Here is a 24,624-nt window from a genome sequence, read left to right as displayed (position 1 = left end):
AACTCACAAAACCAAATACCCAAAACCAAAAATCCAAATGCCAAACTCAAAAGATTGCTTCGTCCCGAACGTCCTCGCAATGACAAGCGCATTATTTTGTACTCCTAACTCCTAACCTCTACATCTCATGCCTAAAGAAGATAGCGTTCATAAGCAATTTATTGGTGCCATACCAAAACGCCCTAAAATTTGTATTGTCAGTAAAGCCAATTATTGTGCCTTTTCCTGTATCTCCTATTTTAAGCGGTATGGATAAACTTAGGCTATCTAAATTTTCTTCAGAAATATAACCGCTCAATAAAGGGTTTTTAGTGTATTGAATGGGATTGTCGTAACTATTTTTATTAGGCTTAATGAAAAGGGTAGTGTTTCTAAACATTGCCAATTTATCGTTATTATAACCAAAATTGATAGGATGGGAGCGGTCTAGTTTAGTTTCGAAAATAGCACCACCAATAAGCTGTGCACCTCTAAAGTTTCTGCGTTGTTCGTAACTAACATTTTTGGCCGTAATGTTATTTCGCTTCTTAAAATCAATCTTCATGATTTCTTTGGAATTTAACCATCTCAAAGCATTTCTATAAGCTATTAAAGTACCGCCGTCTTCAATCCAGCTTTTTAGTTTTTTGGTATTACTTTCATTTAAGCCAGAATAAGAATTTACCATAATGATGGTATTGTATCTGCTTAGATCTGTGCGTCCAAAATTCTTAGTGTCAAGCTTAGTGGCAACAATATCGTAACGCGTGTCTAATAAATGCCAGATTTCACCTGCATCGTAAGATGTTATTCCATTTCCTACCAAAAGTGCAATTTTAGGAAGCTCCAAGGTTCTAAAATTATTACTTCCTAAGTCAATGCCATCATTCAGACCTGTTGAAACGGCATCGACGGTTATATGGCTCTCAACGGCTAGCTGATTCAAAAAGTGATATATCTCTGAAGTAGATAGATTTTGATTCTTTGCAGGAATCATAATGGTGCCATAATCATACGATTTACCATTGGCTTTAAAGTTTTTCATGCTCACTTTAGCTCTGAGCCCTTTTTTAAGGATTTTATTCAAGAGTTTTGGCGCATAATATTCGTTCCAAGCAAATAAGTATGCATATTCGCTTTTTGAAGTGACACTTCCTTTTCGATATTTGAGATTAACGATTTCGTCTCCAGCATAAGATGCAGTAGTTTCGGCATAGTCTAGATTAAAAGCTAGAGGGAAAGTCCATGCAGAAATGTCATAAAATAAGCTATCTTGGAATGATGTGCGTTTTTCAAACATGGCATTGATTAATCGTGTGTTTTTCTGATTTTTTGGAACAATATAGCTGTAACCTTTCTTGAAGTTTTTTCCACTGATGGAAAAGTCCGACTTAACATCATGAAATTTGATTTTGTGCCGTTTTAATATTTCGGCCAAATGATAGGTTTTTGCTGCATCTTTCTCATCACCAAAAACAATAGCTTTATTCCCCTCCTTTGAAGCCTCACTACGAGCATTTTTATAGAAATTGTACTGGTATTCTAATAGCTCTTTTCGCATACTATTGGCTGCTTCGAGGGTAGATAAAACTACAGTGAATTGGTTTCTTATAGTAAATGGAAACGTCAATATGCCATTATTGCTTTCTTGTACATGACCACGCGAACTGGCTTGTTCGAAGAGAATTCCGATCCCTCCGTTAATATCAGGAAAAGTAGAGCCTTTACCGTAGTAGAAATCATCAAAGCTTTCTTCGGAATAATATAGAGATCCAATTTTGTCGAATGCTTTGGCATGATACTTTGCAATACTTTTTGTTATTTCCTGATTCATCTTTGGAGTCAAAGGATGCGTGCGAGATGGAATGCCAGGTTGAAAAAAGAAGCTTGAATTGGTTCCCATTTCATGATGGTCTGTTAAGATGTTTGGGAGCCAATTATGAAACGTCTCAATACGTGCCCTAGACTCTGGTAACTGCACAGGTAGCCAGTCTCTATTCAAATCAAACCAATAATGGTTGGTGCGCCCACCAGGCCATACTTCACTATACTCCCTATCATTTGGGTCTGGATTAAGTGTCATATTTCTATTGGTATTTGCCCAATAAGCAAAACGCTGTAACCCATCTGGATTAAGACATGGATCAAACAAAATTACTGTATCGTTCAATAAGGTTTCAATTTTTGAACCTTTGGCAGCTGCGAGGTGATACGCTGCTAATAGAGCAGCATTTGAACCGCTAGGTTCATTACCATGTATTGAAAATCCCAGGTAAACTACAACAGGTCTATCTTCTATATTTGTATCATTAGTCTCAGTGGCTTCTATGTGTGCTTCTTTAATGTTATCTATATTTTGATGGTTGTTTGGTGAGGTAATAGTTAGCAATAATAGTGGTCTGTCTTCAAAAGTTTTACCTGTGGTTTTAATTGTTATTCGATCTGATACTTTAGCGAGTTCGTACATATATTGAACAAGCTTGTCGTGTGTAATATGCCATTCGCCAACATCATGTCCAATCACGCTTTTTGGTGTTGGTATGCTTTGATCGTACTGTACGTCTTTTGGGAGATAATAGGATAGGTCAGTTATTGATTGCGAAAAAAGAGTAGAGGTTGCTAAAACAAAAAATAAAGCAATACGATGCATATATTTAGGAGTTGGTTAAATGCTAAAAATAAAAAAACCGTTACGGTTAGTAACGGTTTTTATTATTATTTAACAGAAGTTAAACTTAGATATCGTCGAAGCTAATGTCAGTAAAACTGTCAGTATTATGTGAGTCTTCGGATGTATTTGTTTCTTGTGCTACAAAGTCATCTTCACGCTTAAAATCTTTTTGATGGCGCTCACTAATTACTTCTTCGCCCTTTTCACTAATAATGTAATCTGTCATCTCGGATAAAATGTCCCTAAACTCAGAAAAATCTTCTTTATAAAGGTAAATTTTATGCTTTTTGTAATGAAAAGACCCGTCGTCGTTAGTGAATTTTTTGCTTTCAGTAATGGTTAGGTAATAATCTCCTGCTTTTGTCGCTCTAACATCAAAGAAATAAGTACGTCTTCCAGCTCGCAGCACTTTTGAATATATTTCTTCTTTATCCATCATTTCATTATCGCTCATATATCATATCTTATTTTAAATTTCAATCCAAAAATCTAAAAAAAAAGTTAACTGACAAATAAATTATTACATTTCTTTTTCAGAGAGTTGTTTTGTGTAAAGTTCCTTATAGTAGCCTTCAACATTAATAAGGCTCCCGTGGTTTCCTTTTTGGATTATCTTACCATCCTCTAAGACAATAATTTGATCTGCATTTTTAGCAGAAGATACACGATGGCTTACTATTATAGTAGTTTTGTTTTTAGTAATCTTAGTGAGATTTTTAAGGATTTTTTCTTCGGTCTCAGTATCTACTGCCGATAGACAATCATCAAATAGTAAAATTTCGGGTTTTTTAATTATCGCTCTAGCAATAGAAACACGTTGTTTTTGCCCACCAGATAATGTAATGCCACGTTCCCCTAAGACAGTATCATAGCCATCTTTAAAACCAATAATGTTTTTATGGACTCTGGCATTTTTGGCGGCTTCAATCACTTCTTCATCGGATGCTTCTTCTTTACCAAACTTTATATTGTTTTTTATAGTGTCTGAAAATAAGAATGCGTCTTGAGGTACATAACCAATACTATTTCTAAGGCTAGTAAGGTGTAAATCGGCTATAGGTGTACTATCAACTAAGACATTGCCCTTATCAATATCATACAGTCTGCCGATTAAATCTAAAATTGTTGATTTTCCAGAACCTGTTTTTCCTAAAATGGCTAGGGTTTCACCTGATTTGATTGAAAAGCTCACATTTTTTAAAGCTTCAATATTAGTGTCTGGGTATACAAAAGAGACATTTTTGAACTCGATATAACCTTTAATAGGAGTCAACTCACTTGCTCTATTTTTAATTTCTGGTTCGGTCTTTAAAAACTCATTTATACGTTCTTGAGAAGCTTCGGCCTGTTGGACAAGCGACGTTACCCAACCCACTGTAGCTACTGGCCATGTTAACATGTTAACATAAATGATAAACTCTGCAATGGTACCAATATTCTCAATTTCACCACTCATATATTGCATTCCACCAATATAAATGACAATAAGATTACTTATGCCAATTAATAAAATCATCAATGGGAAGAAAAGTGCTTGTACCTTGGTTAAGTTAATTTGTTTCTGTCTATTTTCGGCTGAAAGTCCATCAAATTCATTAATTGTATTTGGTTCTATGCCATAGGATTTAATTACGGAGATACCGCTAAAGACTTCCTGCGAATAGGTTGATAAGGTAGATAAAGACTGTTGTACAATTGTGCTCCGTTTGTTAATAAGCCTGCTTAAGTTATATATCGCAATAGAAAGGATGGGTAATGGCATTAACGTGTATAGAGTAAGCTTTGGCGCCGTGCTTATCATGTAAATTATAGCTACGGTAAACAATGTTACGGTATTTATGCTGTACATTAAGGCAGGCCCAGCATACATGCGTACTTTTCCTACATCTTCACTAATTCGGTTCATTAAGTCACCTGTTCTATTGGATTTGTAGAAATTCAAGGAAAGTACTTGGTAATGTTGGTAGATTTCATTTTTTAAATCATATTCAATGTATCTCGAAACATTAATAATGGTCTGGCGCATCAAAAATGTAAAAAGCCCAGCAATAATAGCAGCTCCAACAATGTATGATATATTGGTGATTAATTCAGTTTTAAAAACTTCGTACGAGATTTTTCCATCCAAACGATCAGAAATAACATTTATGGAGTCGCCAACAAAACGTGGTGTAAACAATACAAATATCTTTGCAACAACGGTAATAATCACACCGATGATTAATCGGTATCTGTATTTATAGAAGTATTTATTGAGATGCTTTAGTGCTTTCATAGTGCATTTGGTCAGTCAAAAGTATAACGATAATCCTATTTCGACGTTAATATTTTGCTAATCCTCTAATAATAATTTATTTTTGCTCGCTGTTTTTAGATAATCTTCAAATAGCCTTAAATCTAAATCTTAAATGACTTCAGAAATAATAAGTTCTAATGAACTTTCAAAAGCCGATCCAGTATTTGGTCAAAATTCGTTTGACGATCACGAGCAAATTGTATTTTGCAATGACAAAGATACTGGTTTAAAAGCTATTATTGGTATACATAATACGGTTTTGGGACCTGCTTTGGGAGGTACAAGAATGTGGGATTACCAGAACGAATGGGAAGCTCTAAATGATGTACTGCGCTTGTCTCGCGGAATGACCTTTAAATCTGCAATTACAGGTTTAAACCTTGGTGGAGGGAAAGCTGTGATTATAGGGGACGCCAAAACCCAAAAAACGCCTGAGTTAATGAGGCGTTTTGGTGAATTTGTACACTCTTTAAGCGGTCGATATATAACAGCAGAAGATGTTGGTATGGAAACTGCGGATATGGATACGGTAAGAGAGGTCACCCCTTATGTTACAGGAATTTCTCAAAACAAAGGTGGTGCCGGAAACCCTTCTCCAATTACAGCATATGGTGTGTTTATGGGTATGAAAGCAGCCGCTAAATTTAAATATGGTTCGGATGTTTTAGAGGATAAAAATGTATTTGTTCAAGGCATAGGTAATGTTGGTGAGGCCTTGGTGGAGCATTTAAGCAATGAAGGCGCTAACGTTACCATATCGGATATTAATCAAGAACGACTAGAGGAAGTTAGCTCTAAATATGGGGTTAAAATCTATAATGGACAGGATATCTACAATGAAGCCATGGATATCTATGCACCTTGCGCTTTAGGAGCAACTATAAATGACGATACCATTTACAAGTTGCAAGCTAGTATTATTGCTGGAGCAGCTAACAACCAATTGGCAGAAGAGAATAGGCATGGAAGAATTCTACAGGAAAGAGGTATCGTTTATGCACCAGATTTTTTAATTAATGCAGGAGGAATTATCAATGTGTATGCAGAGCTAGAGAATTACGATAGGCAAGAGATAATGCGCAAAACGGAAAACATATATAATACCACTTTAGAGATTCTCGATAATGCCAAAACCAACGATTTAACAACGCACGAAGCAGCTTTTAATATAGCTCAAGAACGTATTGAAACGCGTAAGAGAGAAAATTCTAAATAATTTTTTTCAGAATTAAATAATAGTATTTTTGCAGGGTGAATCACAGTGGATTCACCTTTTTTAGTAACCAACATAACGCAGCTCTTTCTAGATGCTCAATAGAAGACACATCAGAATAAAAGTCATGCAGTCTTTGTATGCTTTTAAAGGTCATGAAAGTGACGATTTGGTTAAAGACGAAAAGTTTTTGCTTCATAGTCTAGATGGTATGCTAGATTTATATCTATCGGTTATTGCTTTGCTTACCGAATTGCATAAAAAAAGTGAGGAGTACAATAAAAAACTTCAAAAAAAGCTTTTGAATGCCGACTCTGATAGAAACCCTAATACAAAGTTTCAAGAAAATTTATTGCTGAATTTTATTAGTAACAATAAAATATTGCAAGATGTGATTGCCAAGCGTAAGCTAAACTTTTGGCATCTCGATTTTGAGTATGTCGATATACTTTTTAAGACGATAAGGAAAAGTAAGCTTTATGATGATTATATGAATGATCCAAATGTCGGTTTTAAGCATGATAAGCAGTTCATCATAGATATCTACACGGAATTGATTGCTCCAAATGATAAGCTATTCGATTATTTTGAAGATAAGAAGTTAACTTGGGTGGATGATTTTCCTGTTGTTAATACATTATTACTAAAACTATTGAGAAAGGTAAAGCTGACATCACCCGAAACTAAGTTGCTACCTGATTTGTACAAGGACGAAGAAGATAAGGAATTTGCTAAGGATTTATTCAGAAAGACCGTTTTAAACAACTCTAAGTTTGACGAAGAAATCTCAAAAAAAACAACAAATTGGGACACGGAACGTTTGGCAAGTTTGGATGGTTTGCTATTAAAGATGGCATTGTGCGAATTCCAAAAGTTCCCATCCATTCCACATAAGGTCACTATTAACGAATATCTGGAAATTGCTAAAGAATATTCAACACCGAAAAGCAGCTTGTTTATAAATGGGATATTAGACAAAATCGTTAAGGAATATCAATCTCAAAAATTGTATCCAAAAGCAGGCCGAGGACTAATGTAAAGTATTTTGTAGTGTAATTCTTTCACAAACCTGTTAAGAGCAGCCTAAAAGTTTTAATTGCTAGGAATAATTCATACCTTTGCCAACTGAAAAAAACAAGGATATAATAATTAAAAATATAAATAATGAAAAAGTTAATCTTAGGACTTAGTGCTTTATGTTTCATAGCTTTTACATCTTGTAAAGATAATGCGGCTAGTAAAGTGAATTCAGAAAACGTAGCTGTTGCGGCAGAGAGAGATGCAAATGCTGGTAACTTCCCAGTAATGAAGATGGATAAAATGGAGCACGATTTTGGAACTATTGTAAATGGAACTCCTGTTGAAACTATTTTTAAATATACTAACACAGGGAATTCTATGCTGGTAGTGAGTAATATTAAAAGTACATGTGGTTGTACAGTGCCATCTAACTACACCAAAGAAGTTGCACCAGGAGAGACAGGACAGTTTACAGTAAAGTTTAATGGTAAAGGCAATGGAAAAGTATCTAAATCCTTAACTATGACTACTAATACTGAAAAAGGTACAGAGGTAGTTAAGATTACAGCTATGGTTGAAAAAGATCCAAATGCACCTGAGCCTGTTAAGACTCCAACAAACCCTTTGTCTACATCAACGCCAAAGACCAACTAATTTAATTGGGTCTAAGAGCATAATAAAAATTATATAAATATTAATGGAAGGATTAGGGTCGTTTTTACCATTTATTGCCATTTTTGCTGTGATGTATTTCTTTATGATTGCACCACAAATGAAGCGTCAGAAACAAGAAAAAAAGTTTGCTAGCGAACTAAAACGTGGAGATCGTGTTATCACTAAAAGCGGTATGCATGGTAAAGTTGTGGAATTAAATGATAAGGATCATAGCTGTGTTATTGAAACGTCGGCCGGTAAGATTAAGTTTGAGCGTTCTGCAATTTCTATGGAAATGAGTAAAAAATTGAATGCACCTGCTAAAACAAAATAGTCTTTTACTAACATAAAATTAAAAAGCCACTCATTTTTGAGTGGCTTTTTTACTTCAGTTTTTATACTTATCGTTTAAACCAATCCCTTTAATGATCATTGGTGTTATTTTTTCTATCCGGGATTGTTTGGTTGCCTTTCTTTTGGCTTGGGTGATGTACTCGCAATATTCGCGCTGTTTTCCTTGCGTTAGAGCCTCAAAACCAGATTTAAGTTCTGCATTGGTATTTATAACATGCTCTAGCTCTGCGGGAATCACGACTGGTTTAGTTTGGCGCTGAGGTTTTATTTCTTTACCAGCTTTTTGGTTGGCAATAGCTTCCTTTATGTAGGTTAAAACCAAATCTTTGTTGATGTCTGCTTTAGTTTCAAAGCGCATTTGCCTTAATGCTTTGGTTTTGCCCTCTTGGGCATTAACTAAGAGATTATGTTCATCTTTTAAAAAGACACCTTGAAAAAACCAAATACCAAAATGATGCGTAAAGGCTCCTAAACCAACTACATTTTTTCCATTGATGCAATACGTTGGTGCACTCCATTTTAAGGTTTCTTCAAGCTCTGTTGCATTGATAATATCACGGAGAATAGCAAGTTCCTCGCCAAAATGCGTATTGGTTTCTATATATTCTTCAACCGAGTTTACCTTTTTCATTTTTCAATATACTTTTCAGCCGTTAATTCGGCAATCTTGCAAATCACTTCTACGGCTTTTTGCATACTTTCTACTGGTACATACTCATAGCGTCCATGAAAGTTGTGCCCTCCTGCAAAGATATTCGGACAGGGTAGGCCCATGTATGATAATTGAGAACCATCTGTACCACCTCTTATGGGTTTTATTAAGGGCGTAATGCCTAAAGATGTCATCGCCTCTTCTGCAATATCCACAATATGCATCATCGGCTCGACCTTCTCTCTCATATTGTAATATTGGTCTTTAATATCCAGTTCAAAAATATCCGATTCAAACTTTTGGTTTAAGTCTTTAGCAATGTTTTCCATGAAGGTTTTACGTGCCTCAAACTTGTCTTTATCATGATCTCTTATAATGTACTGTAAAGTTGTTTCTTCAACTTTACCTTCGATATTGTGTAAATGAAAAAACCCCTCATAACCCTCTGTATGTTCTGGGGTTTCTTCTTTTGGTAAGGCATTAATGAATTCAGTCGCATAATACATGGAATTCACCATTTTACCTTTAGCATAACCAGGATGAACAATTTTTCCTTTTACTTTAATTTTAGCAGCAGCAGCATTGAAGTTTTCATATTCTAACTCACCAATTTGGCTGCCATCCATAGTGTAAGCCCAATCGGCATCAAATTTTTCAACATCAAACTTATGGGCACCACGTCCAATCTCTTCATCTGGCGTAAAGGCCACCTTAATAGTACCATGCTTAATTTCGGGATGATTAATCAAATACTCCATCGCCGTGACAATCTCCGTAATACCGGCTTTATCATCGGCGCCTAAGAGTGTTGTACCATCTGTAACAATTAAGGTTTGACCAATGTAAAGTCGTAAATCTTCAAAGTAACTTGGGGATAAAATAATATTTTCTTCAACATTCAAAGCGATATCCTTACCGTCATAGTTTTTGATGACTCGAGGTTTTACGCCTTTTCCTGTAAAGTCGGGGGATGTATCAAAATGAGATATAAATCCTATGGTTGGCACCTCATGGTCGACATTACTCGGTAGGGTAGCCATGACGTAAGCATTATTATCAATAGAAACATCTTTCATGCCTATCGAAATTAACTCTTTGGTGAGCTTATGTGCTAAATCCCATTGTTTTTTAGTGCTAGGGGTTGTATTAGAATTTGGATCGGACTCTGTATCTATAGTCACATAACTGATAAATCGGTCAATAATATGCTGCATGTTTAAAGTTTTTATCAAAAATAAGAACTATTGGCAGGAAACATTAAACAGAACCCAAATACTTTTCGATTTATTGGTTTCTAAAGAAATAAACTTTACTTTTATTGAAAGCTATCAACCAAATAAATTGACCAATGCGCTATTATTACAGTGTTTTACTAACTCTCTTTTTATTTTTATTTTCTTTTAGCCAATCTGAAACCTATAAAATAGGATATTTATTAGACAAAACATCTCCAGAGATTGAAGGATTACTTCAGGGACTTTCTAGTGAGATTTCGGCGGTAGTTGGAGAGGATGCTGTACTTCAATTTCCTGAGAATAATCAATTTGTTAATGACTTTAATTTAGATAAAGCCATATCTAATTATAACCTATTGTTAAACAACGATACCGATATCATAATTGCCTTTGGAATTGTTAACAATACGGTTATTTCTAAACGTGAGAGTTATCCAAAGCCGACGATTGTTTTTGGGGCACTTAGTGAAGAATTGGTAACTGACATTAAGATTGATACCAATATAAAAAACTTTATGTCAATTACTACATCGCAATCTTATGCCGAGGATTTGCAATTACTAAAGAAATTAGCAAATCCTAAGCGTGTCGGTGTTGCCATAGAAAAGCATTTCTTGGAGAATTTGCCAATTGAATCAGCTTTTGATAAGATTAGCGCGGATTTAGATATGGATTTTCGACTTATTTCTTTTGAAAGTTTAAATGACATTACTTCTAGTTTAGATAATATCGATGCACTGTACTTAGCTGGGGGATTTTACCTTACTGACGAACAAATGCAAGACTTAGCACAAGTTTTAATCGATAAGAAATTACCATCCTTTACTGCAAATCCTGTTAGAGACGTTACTAATGGTATTTTAGCCAGTAATCATGATCAATCCGAACTCGACCAATTTTTTAGAAGAATAGCACTAACTGTTGAATCTGTAGTCTTAAATAATGAGTTCTCAGGCGTTAGTACCAAGCTCGAAACCAATAGTAATCTTACCGTTAATTTCAATACTGCTGAGAAAATTGGACTACCCCTAAAATATAGTTTAATCGCCACGACAACTTTTGTTGGAAACCCTGATGAGACCGTAGCAGACAAAAAGTATACTTTGGTGAGCGTTATGCAAGAGGCGATCACAGAGAATTTAGATTTACAGGTTCTACAGCGTGATATAACATTAGCAGAGAAAGATGTTCAAATTGCCAATAGTGATTATTTACCTAATGTTACGGCAAATGCTACAGGATCTTACATAGATCCAGATTTAGCTGAGGTTAGTAATGGGCAAAATCCTGAATTGAGTACATCTGGTAATGTAGCACTCCAACAAACCCTATTTTCTGAATCGGTTAATGCAAACATTAGTATTCAGAGGTCTTTACGCGAAGCTCAAAAAGAAAATTATAATAGTGAGGCGTTAAATACTGTATTCAATGTTGCTACATCTTATTTCACAGCATTAATTTTAAAAGCCAATCTTGCTATCCAAAGTAAAAATTTGGAGTTGACCAGATATAACTTAAGAATAGCTACAGAAAATTATGAAGCAGGACAAGCTGGTAAATCTGATGTATTACGCTTTAAATCAGAGTTAGCCCAGAATACGCAACAAATGGTTGAGGCGGTTAATCAATTAGAACAAGGTTTTTATACCTTGAATCAATTATTGAATAATCCTATTGATACCAAAATAGATGTTGAAGAGGCAGAGTTACAAAAAGGTATTTTCAGTAATTATAATTACGAGCAGCTAGGGCAGTTTCTTGACGACCCAACATTAAAGGCACCTTTTGTGAAATTCTTAATTCAAGAGGCTATCAATAATGCTCCAGAGCTAAAAGCCTTGAATTATAATATTGAAGCCACTGATCGTAGTGAGCGTTTATTTGGTATTGGGCGTTTTTTGCCAACTGTAGCCTTACAAGGGCAATACAATTACGAATTTTCAAGATCAGGCGTAGGAACGGATTTTCCAATGGGTTTTCCCGCAATTCCTGAGGGTTATTATACTGTTGGTCTTAACGTTTCGATTCCAATTTTTAATCAGAATAAGCAAAATCTCAATCAACAAATCGCTTCAGTACAAAAGGAACAGTTAGAGGTTTCAAGGGATAATATTACCTTAAATATTGAAAAGAATATCAATGATTCAGTTTTAGAATTGATAAATCAGATATCTAATATCCAATTGTCTGAGGTATTTGAGGAGACAGCAAAGGAAGCTTTGGATTTAACACAAACGTCTTATGCCAATGGAGCTGTAAATATTGTACAGCTTTTAGACGCTCAAAATAATTATCTACAGGCTCAGTTAGCTAAAGCTAATGCCACTTATAACTATTTACTCAGTGCCATGCAATTAGAGCGGTCCTTGGGATTATTCTTTTTGCTGCAGGATGAAAGTGAGCGTGAAGCATTTATACAACGCTTTTTAGAATTTACTCAAAATAATGATTAACACTTAAACATTTATAATAATGCTATCTAATAGAATCTTTAAAATCCATACTATAGTTTTAGTCATACTACTATCTAGTTGTGGTGAGAAAGAAGTTAAAGAAGAAGTTGTTTTACGGCCTGTGAAATATGCTGAAGTTGGGTATTTGGGTGGTGAAAAAACCAGACAATTCAGTGGAACAGCCAAAACTGAGAAAATCGTAAACCTAAGCTTTCGTAGTAGCGGTATTATAACAAAGTTTGATATGAAGTTGGGGCAAGACGTAAAAAAAGGCCAACTTTTAGGGACTTTAGATAACGTTGCGGCGCGCTTAAATTATGAGGCCTCTATTGAATCTAAAAATAGTGCCGAATCTCAAATGAATACGGCGAAACTCTCGCTAAATCGTGTAAGAACGCTCTATGAAAAAGGGAGTGCTTCTTTAAGTGATTATGAAGCTGCTAAAAATTCGTATCGAACTGCTGTGGCGAGTTTTGAATCATCCAAACGAAGTGTGGCCATTCAACAAGACCAAATTCGATTTGGTTATTTATACGCACCAGAAGATGGTGTTATTGCCTCTGTGTCTGCAGAGGTCGATGAAAATGTCTCCCCTGGTCAGATAGTAGGTGTATTAAATGCAGGTACTGCCATTGAAATAAGTTTAGGACTACCAGAATCCGTAATTAATGCCGTGAAAAAGGGTATGAAGGTTAAAGTGTCTTTTACTGCAATTGAAGGGGAAGCGTTTAATGCTGTAATTACTGAGGTGGCGCCAGCCTTAGATGCCAATACGTCTACCTATCCAATCACAGTTACGGTAACAGATTCTGATGAGCGTATTAAAAGTGGTATGGCTGCAGATGTATTATTCGAATTTGTGGATGAGGATTTGGCAAAGAAAATGTTAGTAATTCCTGCTAATGCGGTTGGTGAAGATGCCGATGGCAGATTTGTATTTTTAGTAGAAGGCGATAAAGATAAGGCAACCGTAAAAAAACAAATTATAACCATAGGTAACCTAACAGCTGATGGGTTTGAAGTGAAGTCGGGACTCAATGCAGGTCAAAAAATTGCCACAGCTGGCTTACAGACGTTATTAGATGGACAAGAAGTAAAATTAAATTAAGCTTAAATGAATTTAACTGCATTTTCCATCAACAGAAACCGTATTACTTTCACGGTGCTTACTACGATTATGATAATGGGTATGGTTTTCTATCAATCCTTATCTAGGGATAGTATGCCTCCATATACAGTAAGAGTTGCTACCGTTGTTTCGCAGTTCCCAGGTTCAAGTCCAGAGCGTGTTGAGCAGTTGGTAACTGATAAAGTTGAAAAAGTAGTTCAAGAACTACCAGAATTAAAAGAAGTAAGTAGTACATCGCGATCGGGATTGTCTGTAGTTTCAGTAGAACTAAAAGATGAGGTGAAACCAGAGGACCTACAATCTGTATGGGACCGTTTAAGACGTAAGCTATCTCAAATTCAAGGCTTACCCTCTGGTGTTCAACCCAATTTAAATGATGACGGTATTGGGGAAGTTTTTGGTATCGCAGTGGGTTTGGTCATTGATGGATTTTCTTATGCTGAAGCCAAGGATTATGTAGATGATATTAAAGACGATTTAATCAAATTGGATTTAGCGGCCAAAGTTGAGGTTGGTGGCGTGCAGGATGAACGGGTTTTCATCGAATTTGATAATTCACGGCTCAAAGAATATGGACTGTCAGCTTCTAAGTTACAAGGGATCATAGGCTCCACTAATATTTTAAGTTCTGGTGGTCAGGTCAATTTGGGAGACGAGCGTATTATTTTAGAACCTTCCGGTAATTTTAATTCTATTGAGGATATTAAACAAACACTCATTCCTGTTGGAGATGGAACGCAATTAGTCTATTTGGGTGATATCACTAATGTAAGACAAGGTTATATAGATCCACCTAGTCAACTAGTAACAGTCAATGGACAAGAAGCCATATCCATGCATGTGAGTTTAAAGGAAGGCGCAAATATCATTCAGTTAGGAAGTGATATCAATGGTGTGATGAGCGAATGGGAAAAGATTTTACCAGTTGGCTTAGAACTTAAGCGCTTATCATCTTTGGATACTTACATTGATAACAAAATAAGTGATTTTATTGTCAACTTAATTCAGTCCATTACCATTGTTCTAATTGTGATGCTTATATTCTTGGGGCTACGAACTGGAGGTATCATAGCAAGTCTAATTCCTATGGTTACCATTATGACACTTATGCTTATGGGTGTTATAGATATGGGCTTGAACCAAGTAACGCTTGCAGCATTAATTATGGCTTTGGGAATGATGGTAGATAATGCTATCGTTGTGGCTGAGACCATAATGGTGAAAATGGAAAACGGAATTGAAGCCAAAAAGGCCGCTATAGATGCCTGTAGCGAGTTGTTTACACCTTTACTCATATCAACGTTAACGACTTCCGCAGCTTTCTTGGCCTTTTACATGGCAGAGTCAACTATGGGAGATATCGTTGGGCCAATTTTTGTGGTTATTTCATTGGCGTTATTGTCTTCATGGATTATTGCATTAACAGTGATTACATTATTGTGTTTCTTGTTCTTAAAAATCACACCAAAATCTGAAAAGAAGGAAACCATAATAGATAAAACCATCAATAAATTAAAGCTGTATTATAAAAACCTCATTCTGGCTGCGCTTTCTTACAAACGCTTAGTACTTTTTGGGATTATAGGTGCTTTCTTTTTATCCTTATTTGGTTTTGGTTACATTCCTTTTGTATTCTTCCCAGATAGTGACCGTAATATGATTACGGTAGACATCAATTTGCCACAAGGGACACGTATTGAAGCTACAAAAGAGGTGATACATGATATTGAAGATTATATAGTCCAAGAACTCTTGGTAAATAATACAAGACCGAATGGTATTACAGACTGGTCTGCTTATGTTGGAGAAGGACCTTCTTCTTATGATTTAGGCTATACTACTGACGAACCAGATGCGAGTTATGCTCATATTCTAGTTAACACATCCGATTTTATTTATAATAATGAAATGGTGGAGAAACTCGACGGTTATTGTTTTAATAATTTTCCAAATGCCGATATTAAAGTAGGTCTACTAGGATCTGGTGGTGGCGGTACTCCAATTGAAATTAAGATATCTGGCGATGATCCTGATGTATTGGCGCAGCTTTCGGAACAGACAAAACAAAAATTGAAAACCGTTTCTGGCACTAAAAATATTAAGGACGATTGGGGACCAAAGACCAAAAAATTTGTAGTTAATATCGATCAGAATAAAGCACAGTTGGCCGGTGTAACCAGTTCTGATGTGGCGACGTCGCTTCAAACCGTTTTAGATGGCTTTCAAACTGGTGAGTATAGAGAGAACGATAAGTCTATACCAATATTAATGCGCAGTGATCAAAGTCAGCAACAAACACTAGCTTCAATAGAGACTTTGAATATTTATGCGCAGAACTCAGGCAAAAGTGTGCCATTACTCCAGGTGGCTTCCATAGAGCCGCAATGGCAATATGCAAAAATTAAGCGTTTGGATATTGATAGAACGATTAATGTAAGTTCAGAATTGAATGCTTCAGGTAATGCTTCAGAAATTATGGAAGTAATAACGCCTTATATGAAAGAGGTCTCTCAAAATTGGCCCGAAGGTTACACCTATAAGTTTGGTGGAGATGCTGAAAATACAGCCGAGAATATGGGTGCTGTAATAGGCTATTTACCATTATCTGGATTTATAATAATTCTCTTATTAATCATTCAGTTCAACTCTGTAAGAAAAACGGTTATGGTAGCTTCAACCATACCACTTGGAATTATTGGTGTTGTCATTGGATTACTCATATTTCAAGAACCCTTTGGGTTTATGCCATTTTTGGGGGTGATTTCTTTGGCGGGAATCGTAATTAATAATGCCATTGTACTGATCGATCGTATTCAAATAGAAGAAACAGAACTTAAAAGACCTATTGAAGATGCCATTATAGCGGCTTGTCTGCAGCGATTTAGACCCATCCTTTTGGCAACTTTTACTACGGTTTTAGGTCTTATTCCTTTGTATTTAAGTGGAGGAGAAATGTGGGAAGGCATGGCAGTGAGCATCATGATAGGCCTGTTATTTGGTACAGTAATTACCCTTTTATTTATTCCATCATTCTATAGTATTTTATTCAAAGTAAATTACAAAGGTTATGAATTTAATGAATCCATTTTAGAGGATTAAACCTTCAAAATGATTGATAAGCTGTATACATATCGTTTTGAGATTTTTCTAATCACACAAATAGTTATACTGTTCGGATCCTTGTTTTTTCCACCAGAGTTTTATGAATACATACTGTTGCCACTATTTTATATGATTAGCATTGCAGCCGGGATATTAATGATTTCCAAAAACAAAAAGCTCACGTGGTTGTTTATTGTATTGTTTGTTATTTCTACTTTTGTTTTTGGTTTTGATATGATTTCGAGAACACAGAATACAGAAAATATACTAATACGGCTTTCAATTTACTTCATCTTTTATATTACAGTGGCCTGGAATATTATCAAACAAATCTGGCAGGCCAAGCGCGTTACTAAAAATGTGATTATGGGATTAATGAGCGGTTATATATCACTAGGCTTTTTAGCATTTTTTTTATTTATGTCTATAGAATTGACAAATCCTGGAGCATTCTCAGGGACTTTAGTAGAAACTAATGATATTGTTTTAAAATCTGAAGGTATTTTATATTATGCTTACATCACGCTGCTTACTATTGGTTATGGTGAAATTGTTCCTACTATTCCAATAGCCCAGAAAGCTGCTGTACTTGTAGGACTTTTAGGGCAGTTTTATTTGGTCATTATTACGGCCGTAGTAGTAGAGAAGTATATTAAACACTCATCTTCAGAAAGCTAAAAACCCCAGAATTTCATTTAGAAAATCTAGGGTTTTTAAAACATCTATAATTTAAAGGTAACAACAGGAAGTTTAGAATGGTTGACCAAATCTTCAGAAATACTACCTCCAAAGAAATGACTTAAGCCAGTTCTGCCGTGAGTGATGATAGAAACTGCATCTGCATCTTCTCTTTTTGCATAATTAAGTACACCATCTTCAACGGTATGATCTGCTGCATATGCTATATGTAACTCGTCGTCTTCTAGTTTTGAGAGCTTTAAAAAGTCTGAGACATTCTCATTGATTTCATCAGTACTCAAGAAGCTTAAATTAGGGAGATTAACATGAAGCAACGTCACTTTATCTGCTAATTCGTTCAATAACTCTAGAGCGTTTTTAACAGCAGATATACTATCTTCACTAAAATCACAACTAAGAACAATATTTTTGAAATTAATAGATTCTGGCTTTGATTTTACAACTAAAACGGGAGTGTCGCTATATCTCACTACTTTTTCGGTATTAGAACCAGTAAATAAACCATCATGTTCGCTATGTCCTCGAGAACCCATAACAATGAGATCTGCTTTTTCATGACCAGCAACTTCTGCGACTTCTTTTAATACTTTATGATGCTTTATAAGAGGTGTTACCGTAATATCTTCTAGGTAGGGCTTGTCCAAGAATTTTTCGAATTCTTTATTAGCTACCATAAGCATAAATGCCGTTTCTTCATTTCTATCAGAACTAGACGCTGAGAAAATAGATTCTGAAAGCTCTAACATATGCATAACAATAAGCTCTGCATTATGTTGTTTGGCTAGTGCTGCTCCAGTTTCCAAAGCGTATTCTGAATATTTAGAAAAATCTACAGGAATTATGATTTTTTTCATGATTGTTAATAATTAGTTATAAGCTCAAATGTAAGAATTTGTTGCTTCAAAAAGAATGATAATTGACAGTTTATGGTGAAATATTTAGTATTTGCATGAGGCTCAAATAATTATTTAGATTCTTATTTTTGCATAGCAATTTAGCAGATATGTATAAAACACTAGTACGACCCATTTTTTTTTGTTTCGATCCAGAGAAAGTTCACCATTTTACATTTGCATTAATTAAAACTGTCTCCAAAGTTCCTGGACTTAAGCCCTTTTTTAGGAGTTTGTATCTTGTTGAAGATAAAAAGCTCGAACGAAAACTATTTGGTTTAACATTTAAAAATCCTGTGGGGTTGGCCGCAGGTTTTGATAAAGATGCCAAACTCTATAATGAGCTTTCAAATTTTGGTTTTGGCTTTATTGAAATCGGAACCTTGACTCCCAAACCGCAATCCGGTAATCCGAAAAAACGCTTGTTTAGACTAAAGGAAGATTTGGCAATAATAAATCGAATGGGTTTCAATAATGGCGGTGTAGAAGAAGCCGTAGAAAGACTTAAGAACCCTTCGACTGCACTTAGGCAAAAGGGGGTTTTGATTGGAGGTAATATTGGAAAGAACAAAGTGACACCCAATGAAGATGCCGTAGAAGATTATAAAATTTGCTTTAATGCACTTTTTGACTATGTGGATTATTTTGTGGTTAACGTAAGTTCGCCCAATACACCAAATCTTAGGGCACTGCAAGACAAAGAGCCGTTAACGGAACTATTAAAGGCATTACAGGTTTTGAACTTTCAGAGACCAAAATCTAAACCGATTTTATTAAAGATAGCACCAGATCTAACCGACGAACAACTCTTAGATATCATTGATATAGTGGCGACTACAAAAATTGATGGTGTCATTGCAACAAATACCACCATCTCAAGAGAAGGCTTAAAGAGTAAAAATAAATCTGAAACGGGTGGCCTTAGTGGAAAACCTTTAACGAAAAGATCTACAGAAGTGATTCGGTTTTTGGCAAAAGAAAGCAAAAAAGCATTTCCAATAATTGGAGTAGGAGGTATTAATTCTGCTGAAGATGCTTTGGAAAAATTAGATGCCGGTGCAGACTTGGTCCAATTGTATACAGGTTTTATTTATGAGGGGCCAAAACTCATCAGAGCTATAAATAAGGCCCTATTAAATAAAGTTTAGTTAGTTTTTTTGAATATTGAAATTTTAATATCCTTTGCACTGGCAACGTCTGCCTTGGCCATATCACCAGGACCAGACAACATTTATGTTTTGGTACAGAGTATTACCAATGGAAGGGCTTATGGATTAGCGACTGTTTGTGGATTAATTACGGGATGCATTATACATACAACATTATTGGCGTTCGGTGTCTCAGCGATTATTAAAGCCAATGACAATATCTTTTTCACCATAAAAGTTTTGGGAGCTATTTATCTTTTGTATTTGGCTTATAAAGTTTACAAATCCAATACAAAACTCGATTTTAATTCTGATGCAGTACCAAAAAAGAGTTTAAGAGAACTGTTTGTTCAAGGGTTTTTTATGAATGTCCTTAATCCAAAAGTGACCATTTTCTTTTTGGCCTTTTTTCCTGGATTCTTGTTTTCGCAAACCATGAATACCGTATGGCAGTTCTATATCCTTGGTGGGATTTTTATGTTGGTTTCGTTTATTATTTTTTCAGCTATAGCGCTATTAGCGGCCAAGATCAAAGATTTTACGTTAGAGCATCAAAATTCAGGTATTGTATTTAAGTGGCTTCAAATCATCGTCTTTATTGGTATTGCTATTTTTATTTTAATTTGAATTTACACGTTGAGGCGTTTAGAAGTTAAAGTTTACATACACGAATTGCACTAATTTCATTAATAGTTGATAGTTTTAGTGTTTATTAGTGTAATTAGTTTCAAAGGATTGGTTTAAATTTTTAATATAAAAAGATTCTCTATTTTGACTTCGAGAGCCTCAGTCATAAATAAAACCGGACTTTGGAATTTAGTGTTTGGAATTTGAAATTTTCAACTTCGACTTCAACTTCTTTTAACGTATATTTGACTCAATGAACGACGTGGTAAAACTTATAGAATGCCCTCGCGATGCTATGCAAGGTATTAAGGATTTTATTCCTACAGAAACTAAGGTACAGTATATTCAGTCATTGCTTCGTGTAGGTTTTGATACTATCGATTTTGGCAGTTTTGTATCACCAAAGGCTATCCCTCAGATGGTAGACACCGCTGAGGTATTAGCACGTTTGGATTTAAGTACAACCTCTAGTAAACTTTTGGCTATTATTGCTAATGTTCGTGGCGCTAATGATGCTTCCAAACATCCTGAAATTGATTATTTGGGGTTTCCGTTCTCCATTTCCGAAAATTTCCAAATGCGTAATACCCATAAAACCATTGCACAATCTGTAGACACCCTAAAAGAAATATTGGAGATTGCTGATAGCACCAACAAAAGTGTTGTAGTTTATATTTCTATGGGTTTCGGTAACCCTTATGGTGATCCTTGGAATGTGGATATAGTAGGGGAGTGGACAGAACGCTTGGCAAAAATGGGAGTCGGTATTTTATCTTTGAGTGATACCATTGGTAGCTCTAACCCAGAGAATATTAATTATCTGTTTTCTAACCTCATTCCCAAATATCCACATATAGAATTTGGTGCTCATCTGCACACGACGCCTACTACTTGGTTTGAAAAAGTAGATGCCGCTTTTAAAGCGGGTTGTAGACGCTTTGATGGTGCCATACAAGGGTTTGGAGGTTGTCCTATGGCAAAAGACGAACTGACTGGTAATATGCCTACTGAAAAAATGTTGTCTTACTTCACGCAAAAAAAAGCCCATGATTTAAGTGCCATGAGCTTTGAAAGTGCCTATAACGAGGCGACTAAAGTTTTTACTAAGTATCATTAAAAAGCTTTGTTGTTTTAACAAAGACTTAATCAATTTTATTCTTCTAATAATAATTCGTATTGAAATTGTGGATTACCTCTTTCGCCAGTTTCGCTTTCTACAGCGGTAAATCTTAATTTATAGTAGTTACCATCAGTATCCTTAATAACATAATACCGATCTTCTCTAACAGAAGTCTCGCCAGTAGAGAAGTCCACACTTCTCCAGCCACTTCCGACAACCGTACGATCGTTATATACAAAACTAGTTTCATTAATATCACTATATGCAAAATTGGTATAACTTGGAGTAGAGTCATCTTCAACAGTGATTTCATATAAACCTGCGCCACCAAGTGTGTTATGAACAGTATAGTCAGAGAACGTTAAGCCCGCAGCCAAAGGACCTTGAAAACCATAATACGAAAATACGCCACCAAAGTCTATATCCCAATCTGAAGACATTGGTTCTCCACTAACAACTTGTCCATCTGTTAAGCTTACAGCAGTGAGGTTATAATTACTATCCTTGGTTACAGTAATTTCAGAAAAATCAGTTGTATTGCTCAATTCTGCATACTGAATGGTGTAATTATTTCCGTCCGTTAATATTCTAACTTTTAAAAAACCTCTTGAGTCTCCTGTAGTATTTAATGAGCCATTATTTGTTGTAGGAATTTCATTTCCTAAATGTACGATGTAAACATTGTTATTACTATCAGTAGTTGAGATTTCATTAAAAGCCGTACCTGTTAATTCACCTTCCTTACTATCTGTAAAAGAGATACCTGCACTTAAGTCACCATATTGAGTATACCCTATAGGTAAACCTTGCATTAATTCTGCCACCGTAGTAACGGTTACAGTTATAGGTGTAAAGGTTTGGTCTAGAGCGTTTAAAGTCATAGGTGATGTTAAGGCTGTACTTTCCGTTACAGATGTAATATCAGTAATACCGTCTAGTTCTGCGGCTGATACTAATAATGTATTGTTAAGATATACTCTATTTTGAGAGCCGTTGTGTACTGCGATTTCCCAAGTATCGCGCATTACAGCTGTTTGTGTCCCTGTACTTAAGTCAAAAAACACACGATTTGGCTGATTGAAACCACCTACTTCCGGGTCTTCTATACCACCAGAAGATGGAGGAGTTACGGGGTTTACACCATCATCGTCATTACTGCAACTTGTTATAAGTGCAACTGCGATAAATAATATGAGTGTTAAAAATTTGTTTGTCATAATTAATAGTGTTAAAAATTTAAATTATATGCTAGTTTTAAAAAATAAGATCTGCCATTGCCAATAAGTTGCGAAACTGATGAGGAAGCGGAATGTGCTCCAGCCGAAGCCCCAGTATTTATGTTTACAACATCAAGTAAGTTTCTTGCACCAATTGTTGCACTAACTTTAGATGAAATGTCTGTTCTTATCGATGCATTTAACCATGTAAAAGCTTCGGTTTCACCAATAAATAATTCACCATCAGTATCGGTAAATACGCCTTGTGTTCTACCAGTATATTTTAGTTGTGTAGAAACGGTAGTATTCCACTTTTCTATGTGATAAATTAGAGAGGTTTGTAAGTTCAGACTCCATAGATAATCGGAACCATTTTCAAGAGCTTCATTGATAGCACTTGTAATACCTAGATATGTAGCACCGAGACCAATATTCCAGTTTTTGTATATAAAACTATTATCTAAAGTAAAACCTAAGCGTTTACTGAAGTCGATATTATCTTGCGTAAAAAGAACCCTACCATCTTCATCTTCGGTAACAATGCTGGTTATGGCGTCTCTTAAATCGATGTAAAAGAAGTTAAAGCTAGGACTTAAGAGACCTTCTTTAGCAATTCTATAGTTATCTTTTAAGTTGACAAAAACAGAAATTCCATCTTCAGGTTGAAGGTTTGGATTTCCTCTAACATTGTGGTTGGCATCTACAAAATAAAAGAAAAGCTCTTCAAAATTTGGTGCTCTAAACGCAGAGCCTACCACAGCTTTTAGTTTTAGTTTTTCCGTAAAGTCATAGGTTGATGATAAAGACCAAATAAGAAAGTTGTTAAATTGAGTACTGTGCGTAAATCTTCCTCCTGGATTTATAGAAAGCTTTTTAGTCAGTTTAAATTCGGTTATGCCAAACAATTCATAGTTGGTTATTGTATTTTCTACCACGTCACTAGAATAGTCTCCAGTAGCAATGGCATCAAAACCAGATTGGTTGGTGAATTCATAGCCTAACTGAAAATCAAAGAATTTAGATTTTGGTATAATATTGTTAACAAAAGCTTTTGAGTAGAATACTTGGCTCGATTGGCTCAAAGCATCAACTTCTACAGACTGCGTTCTCTGATCTATTATGTTATAAACATACTCTTGATAGTTGCGTCTTTGAGTTTGATATGAAAATGAAAAATTGTATTTAGTAGCACCATTTAATGGACCAGAAACATTTAGATTGCTTACCCATCTCTTAGTTGCGTAATTTTGGTCTAAAGCAGTAGGGTTAAGCATTCCGTTATCAAACCTACCATTTACAGTTCGGTTATAAATGTCTAAATTTTCATCGAAGAATTGAAGCTTGTAAAAGAAGTTGTGCTTCCCTAAATCTAAATCAGCACTAGCAGATACAGTTATCTGCTCTTTAGGATTCCATTCTGTACCACGCAAACCATCATTTACAACAGTACCATCTTCAATATTTGCGTAATTCTGACCTCTAAAACTGTTGTAAAAGCCTGCAAAATCATTTCTAGAAGCACCAAAAGAATAGGATAATTTTTCATTAACCTGATTAGTTATTCTAAAGTTTTGAATGTGCCTGCCTTGATCGAATAATTCAAATTCATTACCCACTGTTTCTTCCTGAAGTGATAATTGAATTTCCCAACCTTCATCTCTTAAACCTCTTTTGGTAATAATATTTATGACACCGGCGACAGCGTTATCACCATATAATACACCCATTGAACCTTCAACAATTTCGACACGCTCTACATCATCTACATTTATTTGTGTGATATCTATATTATTACCTAAGCCATTATCACTAACAACTGGAATCCCGTCCACTAAGATTTTAACATATTGTCCATCTAGACCAAACAAGCTAATTGTAGAGCGTCCATTAGAAGCATCTGGGTTTACGGTGATGTTTAAGCTATTAAACAAGATATCAGCCAAATTGTTACCTGCTACATTTTCAATATCTGCCCTTTTAATCGTACCAACAGTAAATAGCTTTTTGCTTAGAGACATGACATTACTTTCGCCAACGACAACAACTTCGTTCAGTTTTTCTGTTTTGGTGGTATCCCTTTCTTTTTCTTGAGCACCAAGTGCACAACTCAAAAAAATTGAAAAATAAAAATAGATTTTATTTTTATTTAGACTCATTCTTGA

Annotated in this window: 19 protein-coding genes; 11 read left to right on the top strand and 8 right to left on the bottom strand. The window is 35.4% G+C overall.

What is annotated here, in order from left to right:
• Positions 1–118 precede the first annotated feature (118 nt).
• The 3 genes from Q0972_RS10820 to Q0972_RS10810 all read right to left on the bottom strand — a co-directional run bounded on the left by Q0972_RS10820 (position 119) and on the right by Q0972_RS10810 (position 4,925).
• Positions 119–2,629 (bottom strand): M14 family zinc carboxypeptidase, encoded by a 2,511-nt coding sequence (locus tag Q0972_RS10820; protein WP_299365703.1) that lies wholly within the window; start codon positions 2,627–2,629, stop codon positions 119–121.
• Positions 2,630–2,714: 85 nt separating this feature from the next.
• Entirely contained in the window at positions 2,715–3,104 is a 390-nt protein-coding gene (locus tag Q0972_RS10815) for a PUR family DNA/RNA-binding protein (protein ID WP_299365702.1), read from the bottom strand.
• A 66-nt stretch (positions 3,105–3,170) separates the two neighbouring features.
• A complete protein-coding gene (locus tag Q0972_RS10810) occupies positions 3,171–4,925 on the bottom strand; it encodes an ABC transporter ATP-binding protein (RefSeq protein ID WP_299365700.1) in 1,755 nt (584 codons plus the stop codon).
• A gap of 133 nt (positions 4,926–5,058) precedes the next feature.
• Between Q0972_RS10810 and Q0972_RS10805 the strand changes: the two genes are divergently transcribed.
• From Q0972_RS10805 to yajC, 4 genes are all read left to right on the top strand, one after another.
• Positions 5,059–6,162 (top strand): Glu/Leu/Phe/Val dehydrogenase, encoded by a 1,104-nt coding sequence (locus Q0972_RS10805; RefSeq protein ID WP_299365698.1) that lies wholly within the window; start codon positions 5,059–5,061, stop codon positions 6,160–6,162.
• A 91-nt stretch (positions 6,163–6,253) separates the two neighbouring features.
• Positions 6,254–7,198, top strand: coding sequence for a transcription antitermination factor NusB (nusB, locus tag Q0972_RS10800; protein ID WP_299365696.1), 945 nt, complete (start codon positions 6,254–6,256; stop codon positions 7,196–7,198).
• Between the two features lie 125 nt (positions 7,199–7,323).
• Positions 7,324–7,833: a DUF1573 domain-containing protein gene (locus Q0972_RS10795; RefSeq protein WP_299365694.1), complete on the top strand. Its 510-nt coding sequence runs from the start codon at positions 7,324–7,326 to the stop codon at positions 7,831–7,833.
• 43 nt (positions 7,834–7,876) lie between these two features.
• Complete coding sequence (gene yajC, locus Q0972_RS10790; protein WP_299365692.1) at positions 7,877–8,167, top strand: preprotein translocase subunit YajC; 291 nt, start codon at positions 7,877–7,879, stop codon at positions 8,165–8,167.
• Between the two features lie 54 nt (positions 8,168–8,221).
• Here yajC and Q0972_RS10785 read toward each other — a convergent pair whose 3' ends face one another.
• Both Q0972_RS10785 and pepT read right to left on the bottom strand, forming a co-directional pair.
• Entirely contained in the window at positions 8,222–8,818 is a 597-nt protein-coding gene (locus Q0972_RS10785) for a YdeI family protein (protein WP_299365690.1), read from the bottom strand.
• Complete coding sequence (pepT, locus tag Q0972_RS10780) at positions 8,815–10,053, bottom strand: peptidase T (RefSeq protein ID WP_299365688.1); 1,239 nt, start codon at positions 10,051–10,053, stop codon at positions 8,815–8,817. The genes Q0972_RS10785 and pepT overlap by 4 nt, the downstream gene beginning before the upstream one ends.
• 134 nt (positions 10,054–10,187) lie before the next feature.
• Between pepT and Q0972_RS10775 the strand changes: the two genes are divergently transcribed.
• Genes Q0972_RS10775 through Q0972_RS10760 form a run of 4 tightly spaced genes read left to right on the top strand, consistent with a single transcriptional unit; the run spans position 10,188 to position 17,436 of the window.
• Entirely contained in the window at positions 10,188–12,527 is a 2,340-nt protein-coding gene (locus Q0972_RS10775; protein ID WP_299365686.1) for a TolC family protein, read from the top strand.
• A gap of 19 nt (positions 12,528–12,546) precedes the next feature.
• Entirely contained in the window at positions 12,547–13,635 is a 1,089-nt protein-coding gene (locus tag Q0972_RS10770; RefSeq protein ID WP_299365684.1) for an efflux RND transporter periplasmic adaptor subunit, read from the top strand.
• 6 nt (positions 13,636–13,641) lie between these two features.
• Positions 13,642–16,755, top strand: coding sequence for an efflux RND transporter permease subunit (locus Q0972_RS10765; RefSeq protein ID WP_299365682.1), 3,114 nt, complete (start codon positions 13,642–13,644; stop codon positions 16,753–16,755).
• 9 nt (positions 16,756–16,764) lie between these two features.
• Positions 16,765–17,436, top strand: coding sequence for an ion channel (locus Q0972_RS10760; protein ID WP_299365680.1), 672 nt, complete (start codon positions 16,765–16,767; stop codon positions 17,434–17,436).
• Between the two features lie 44 nt (positions 17,437–17,480).
• Here the strand turns inward: Q0972_RS10760 and Q0972_RS10755 are convergent, their stop codons facing one another.
• On the bottom strand, positions 17,481–18,311 hold the full coding sequence (locus Q0972_RS10755) for a universal stress protein (protein WP_299365678.1): 831 nt from the start codon (positions 18,309–18,311) through the stop codon (positions 17,481–17,483).
• Positions 18,312–18,460: 149 nt separating this feature from the next.
• Here Q0972_RS10755 and Q0972_RS10750 point away from each other — a divergent pair, with 149 nt between their 5' ends.
• From Q0972_RS10750 to Q0972_RS10740, 3 genes are all read left to right on the top strand, one after another.
• Positions 18,461–19,498: a quinone-dependent dihydroorotate dehydrogenase gene (locus Q0972_RS10750; protein WP_299365676.1), complete on the top strand. Its 1,038-nt coding sequence runs from the start codon at positions 18,461–18,463 to the stop codon at positions 19,496–19,498.
• A gap of 9 nt (positions 19,499–19,507) precedes the next feature.
• On the top strand, positions 19,508–20,125 hold the full coding sequence (locus Q0972_RS10745) for a LysE family translocator (protein WP_299365674.1): 618 nt from the start codon (positions 19,508–19,510) through the stop codon (positions 20,123–20,125).
• 253 nt (positions 20,126–20,378) lie between these two features.
• Positions 20,379–21,242 carry a hydroxymethylglutaryl-CoA lyase gene (locus tag Q0972_RS10740; RefSeq protein WP_299365673.1) on the top strand — a complete coding sequence of 288 codons (864 nt, stop codon included), beginning with the start codon at positions 20,379–20,381 and terminating at the stop codon, positions 21,240–21,242.
• Positions 21,243–21,277: 35 nt separating this feature from the next.
• Here Q0972_RS10740 and Q0972_RS10735 read toward each other — a convergent pair whose 3' ends face one another.
• Positions 21,278–22,462 carry an HmuY family protein gene (locus tag Q0972_RS10735; RefSeq protein ID WP_299365672.1) on the bottom strand — a complete coding sequence of 395 codons (1,185 nt, stop codon included), beginning with the start codon at positions 22,460–22,462 and terminating at the stop codon, positions 21,278–21,280.
• Positions 22,463–22,473: 11 nt separating this feature from the next.
• On the bottom strand, positions 22,474–24,618 hold the full coding sequence (locus tag Q0972_RS10730) for a TonB-dependent siderophore receptor (protein WP_299365671.1): 2,145 nt from the start codon (positions 24,616–24,618) through the stop codon (positions 22,474–22,476).
• Positions 24,619–24,624: the final 6 nt, after the last annotated feature.

This window comes from Winogradskyella sp. (genome assembly GCF_028282165.1).
In the GTDB taxonomy this organism is placed as follows: Bacteria; Bacteroidota; Bacteroidia; order Flavobacteriales; family Flavobacteriaceae; genus Winogradskyella.
The sequence above is the reverse complement of the archived record's forward strand: the minus strand, read 5'-3'. Positions and strand labels throughout refer to the sequence as shown.

What these genes read in the sequence shown, in the direction of transcription:
- Q0972_RS10820 (WP_299365703.1), bottom strand. Translation starts at nt 2,629, where the DNA reads ATGCATCGTATTGCTTTATTTTTTGTTTTAGCAACCTCTACTCTTTTT.
- Q0972_RS10815 (WP_299365702.1), bottom strand. Translation starts at nt 3,104, where the DNA reads ATGAGCGATAATGAAATGATGGATAAAGAAGAAATATATTCAAAAGTG.
- Q0972_RS10810 (WP_299365700.1), bottom strand. Translation starts at nt 4,925, where the DNA reads ATGAAAGCACTAAAGCATCTCAATAAATACTTCTATAAATACAGATAC.
- Q0972_RS10805 (WP_299365698.1), top strand. Translation starts at nt 5,059, where the DNA reads ATGACTTCAGAAATAATAAGTTCTAATGAACTTTCAAAAGCCGATCCA.
- nusB (WP_299365696.1), top strand. Translation starts at nt 6,254, where the DNA reads ATGCTCAATAGAAGACACATCAGAATAAAAGTCATGCAGTCTTTGTAT.
- Q0972_RS10795 (WP_299365694.1), top strand. Translation starts at nt 7,324, where the DNA reads ATGAAAAAGTTAATCTTAGGACTTAGTGCTTTATGTTTCATAGCTTTT.
- yajC (WP_299365692.1), top strand. Translation starts at nt 7,877, where the DNA reads ATGGAAGGATTAGGGTCGTTTTTACCATTTATTGCCATTTTTGCTGTG.
- Q0972_RS10785 (WP_299365690.1), bottom strand. Translation starts at nt 8,818, where the DNA reads ATGAAAAAGGTAAACTCGGTTGAAGAATATATAGAAACCAATACGCAT.
- pepT (WP_299365688.1), bottom strand. Translation starts at nt 10,053, where the DNA reads ATGCAGCATATTATTGACCGATTTATCAGTTATGTGACTATAGATACA.
- Q0972_RS10775 (WP_299365686.1), top strand. Translation starts at nt 10,188, where the DNA reads ATGCGCTATTATTACAGTGTTTTACTAACTCTCTTTTTATTTTTATTT.
- Q0972_RS10770 (WP_299365684.1), top strand. Translation starts at nt 12,547, where the DNA reads ATGCTATCTAATAGAATCTTTAAAATCCATACTATAGTTTTAGTCATA.
- Q0972_RS10765 (WP_299365682.1), top strand. Translation starts at nt 13,642, where the DNA reads ATGAATTTAACTGCATTTTCCATCAACAGAAACCGTATTACTTTCACG.
- Q0972_RS10760 (WP_299365680.1), top strand. Translation starts at nt 16,765, where the DNA reads ATGATTGATAAGCTGTATACATATCGTTTTGAGATTTTTCTAATCACA.
- Q0972_RS10755 (WP_299365678.1), bottom strand. Translation starts at nt 18,311, where the DNA reads ATGAAAAAAATCATAATTCCTGTAGATTTTTCTAAATATTCAGAATAC.
- Q0972_RS10750 (WP_299365676.1), top strand. Translation starts at nt 18,461, where the DNA reads ATGTATAAAACACTAGTACGACCCATTTTTTTTTGTTTCGATCCAGAG.
- Q0972_RS10740 (WP_299365673.1), top strand. Translation starts at nt 20,379, where the DNA reads ATGAACGACGTGGTAAAACTTATAGAATGCCCTCGCGATGCTATGCAA.
- Q0972_RS10735 (WP_299365672.1), bottom strand. Translation starts at nt 22,462, where the DNA reads ATGACAAACAAATTTTTAACACTCATATTATTTATCGCAGTTGCACTT.
- Q0972_RS10730 (WP_299365671.1), bottom strand. Translation starts at nt 24,618, where the DNA reads ATGAGTCTAAATAAAAATAAAATCTATTTTTATTTTTCAATTTTTTTG.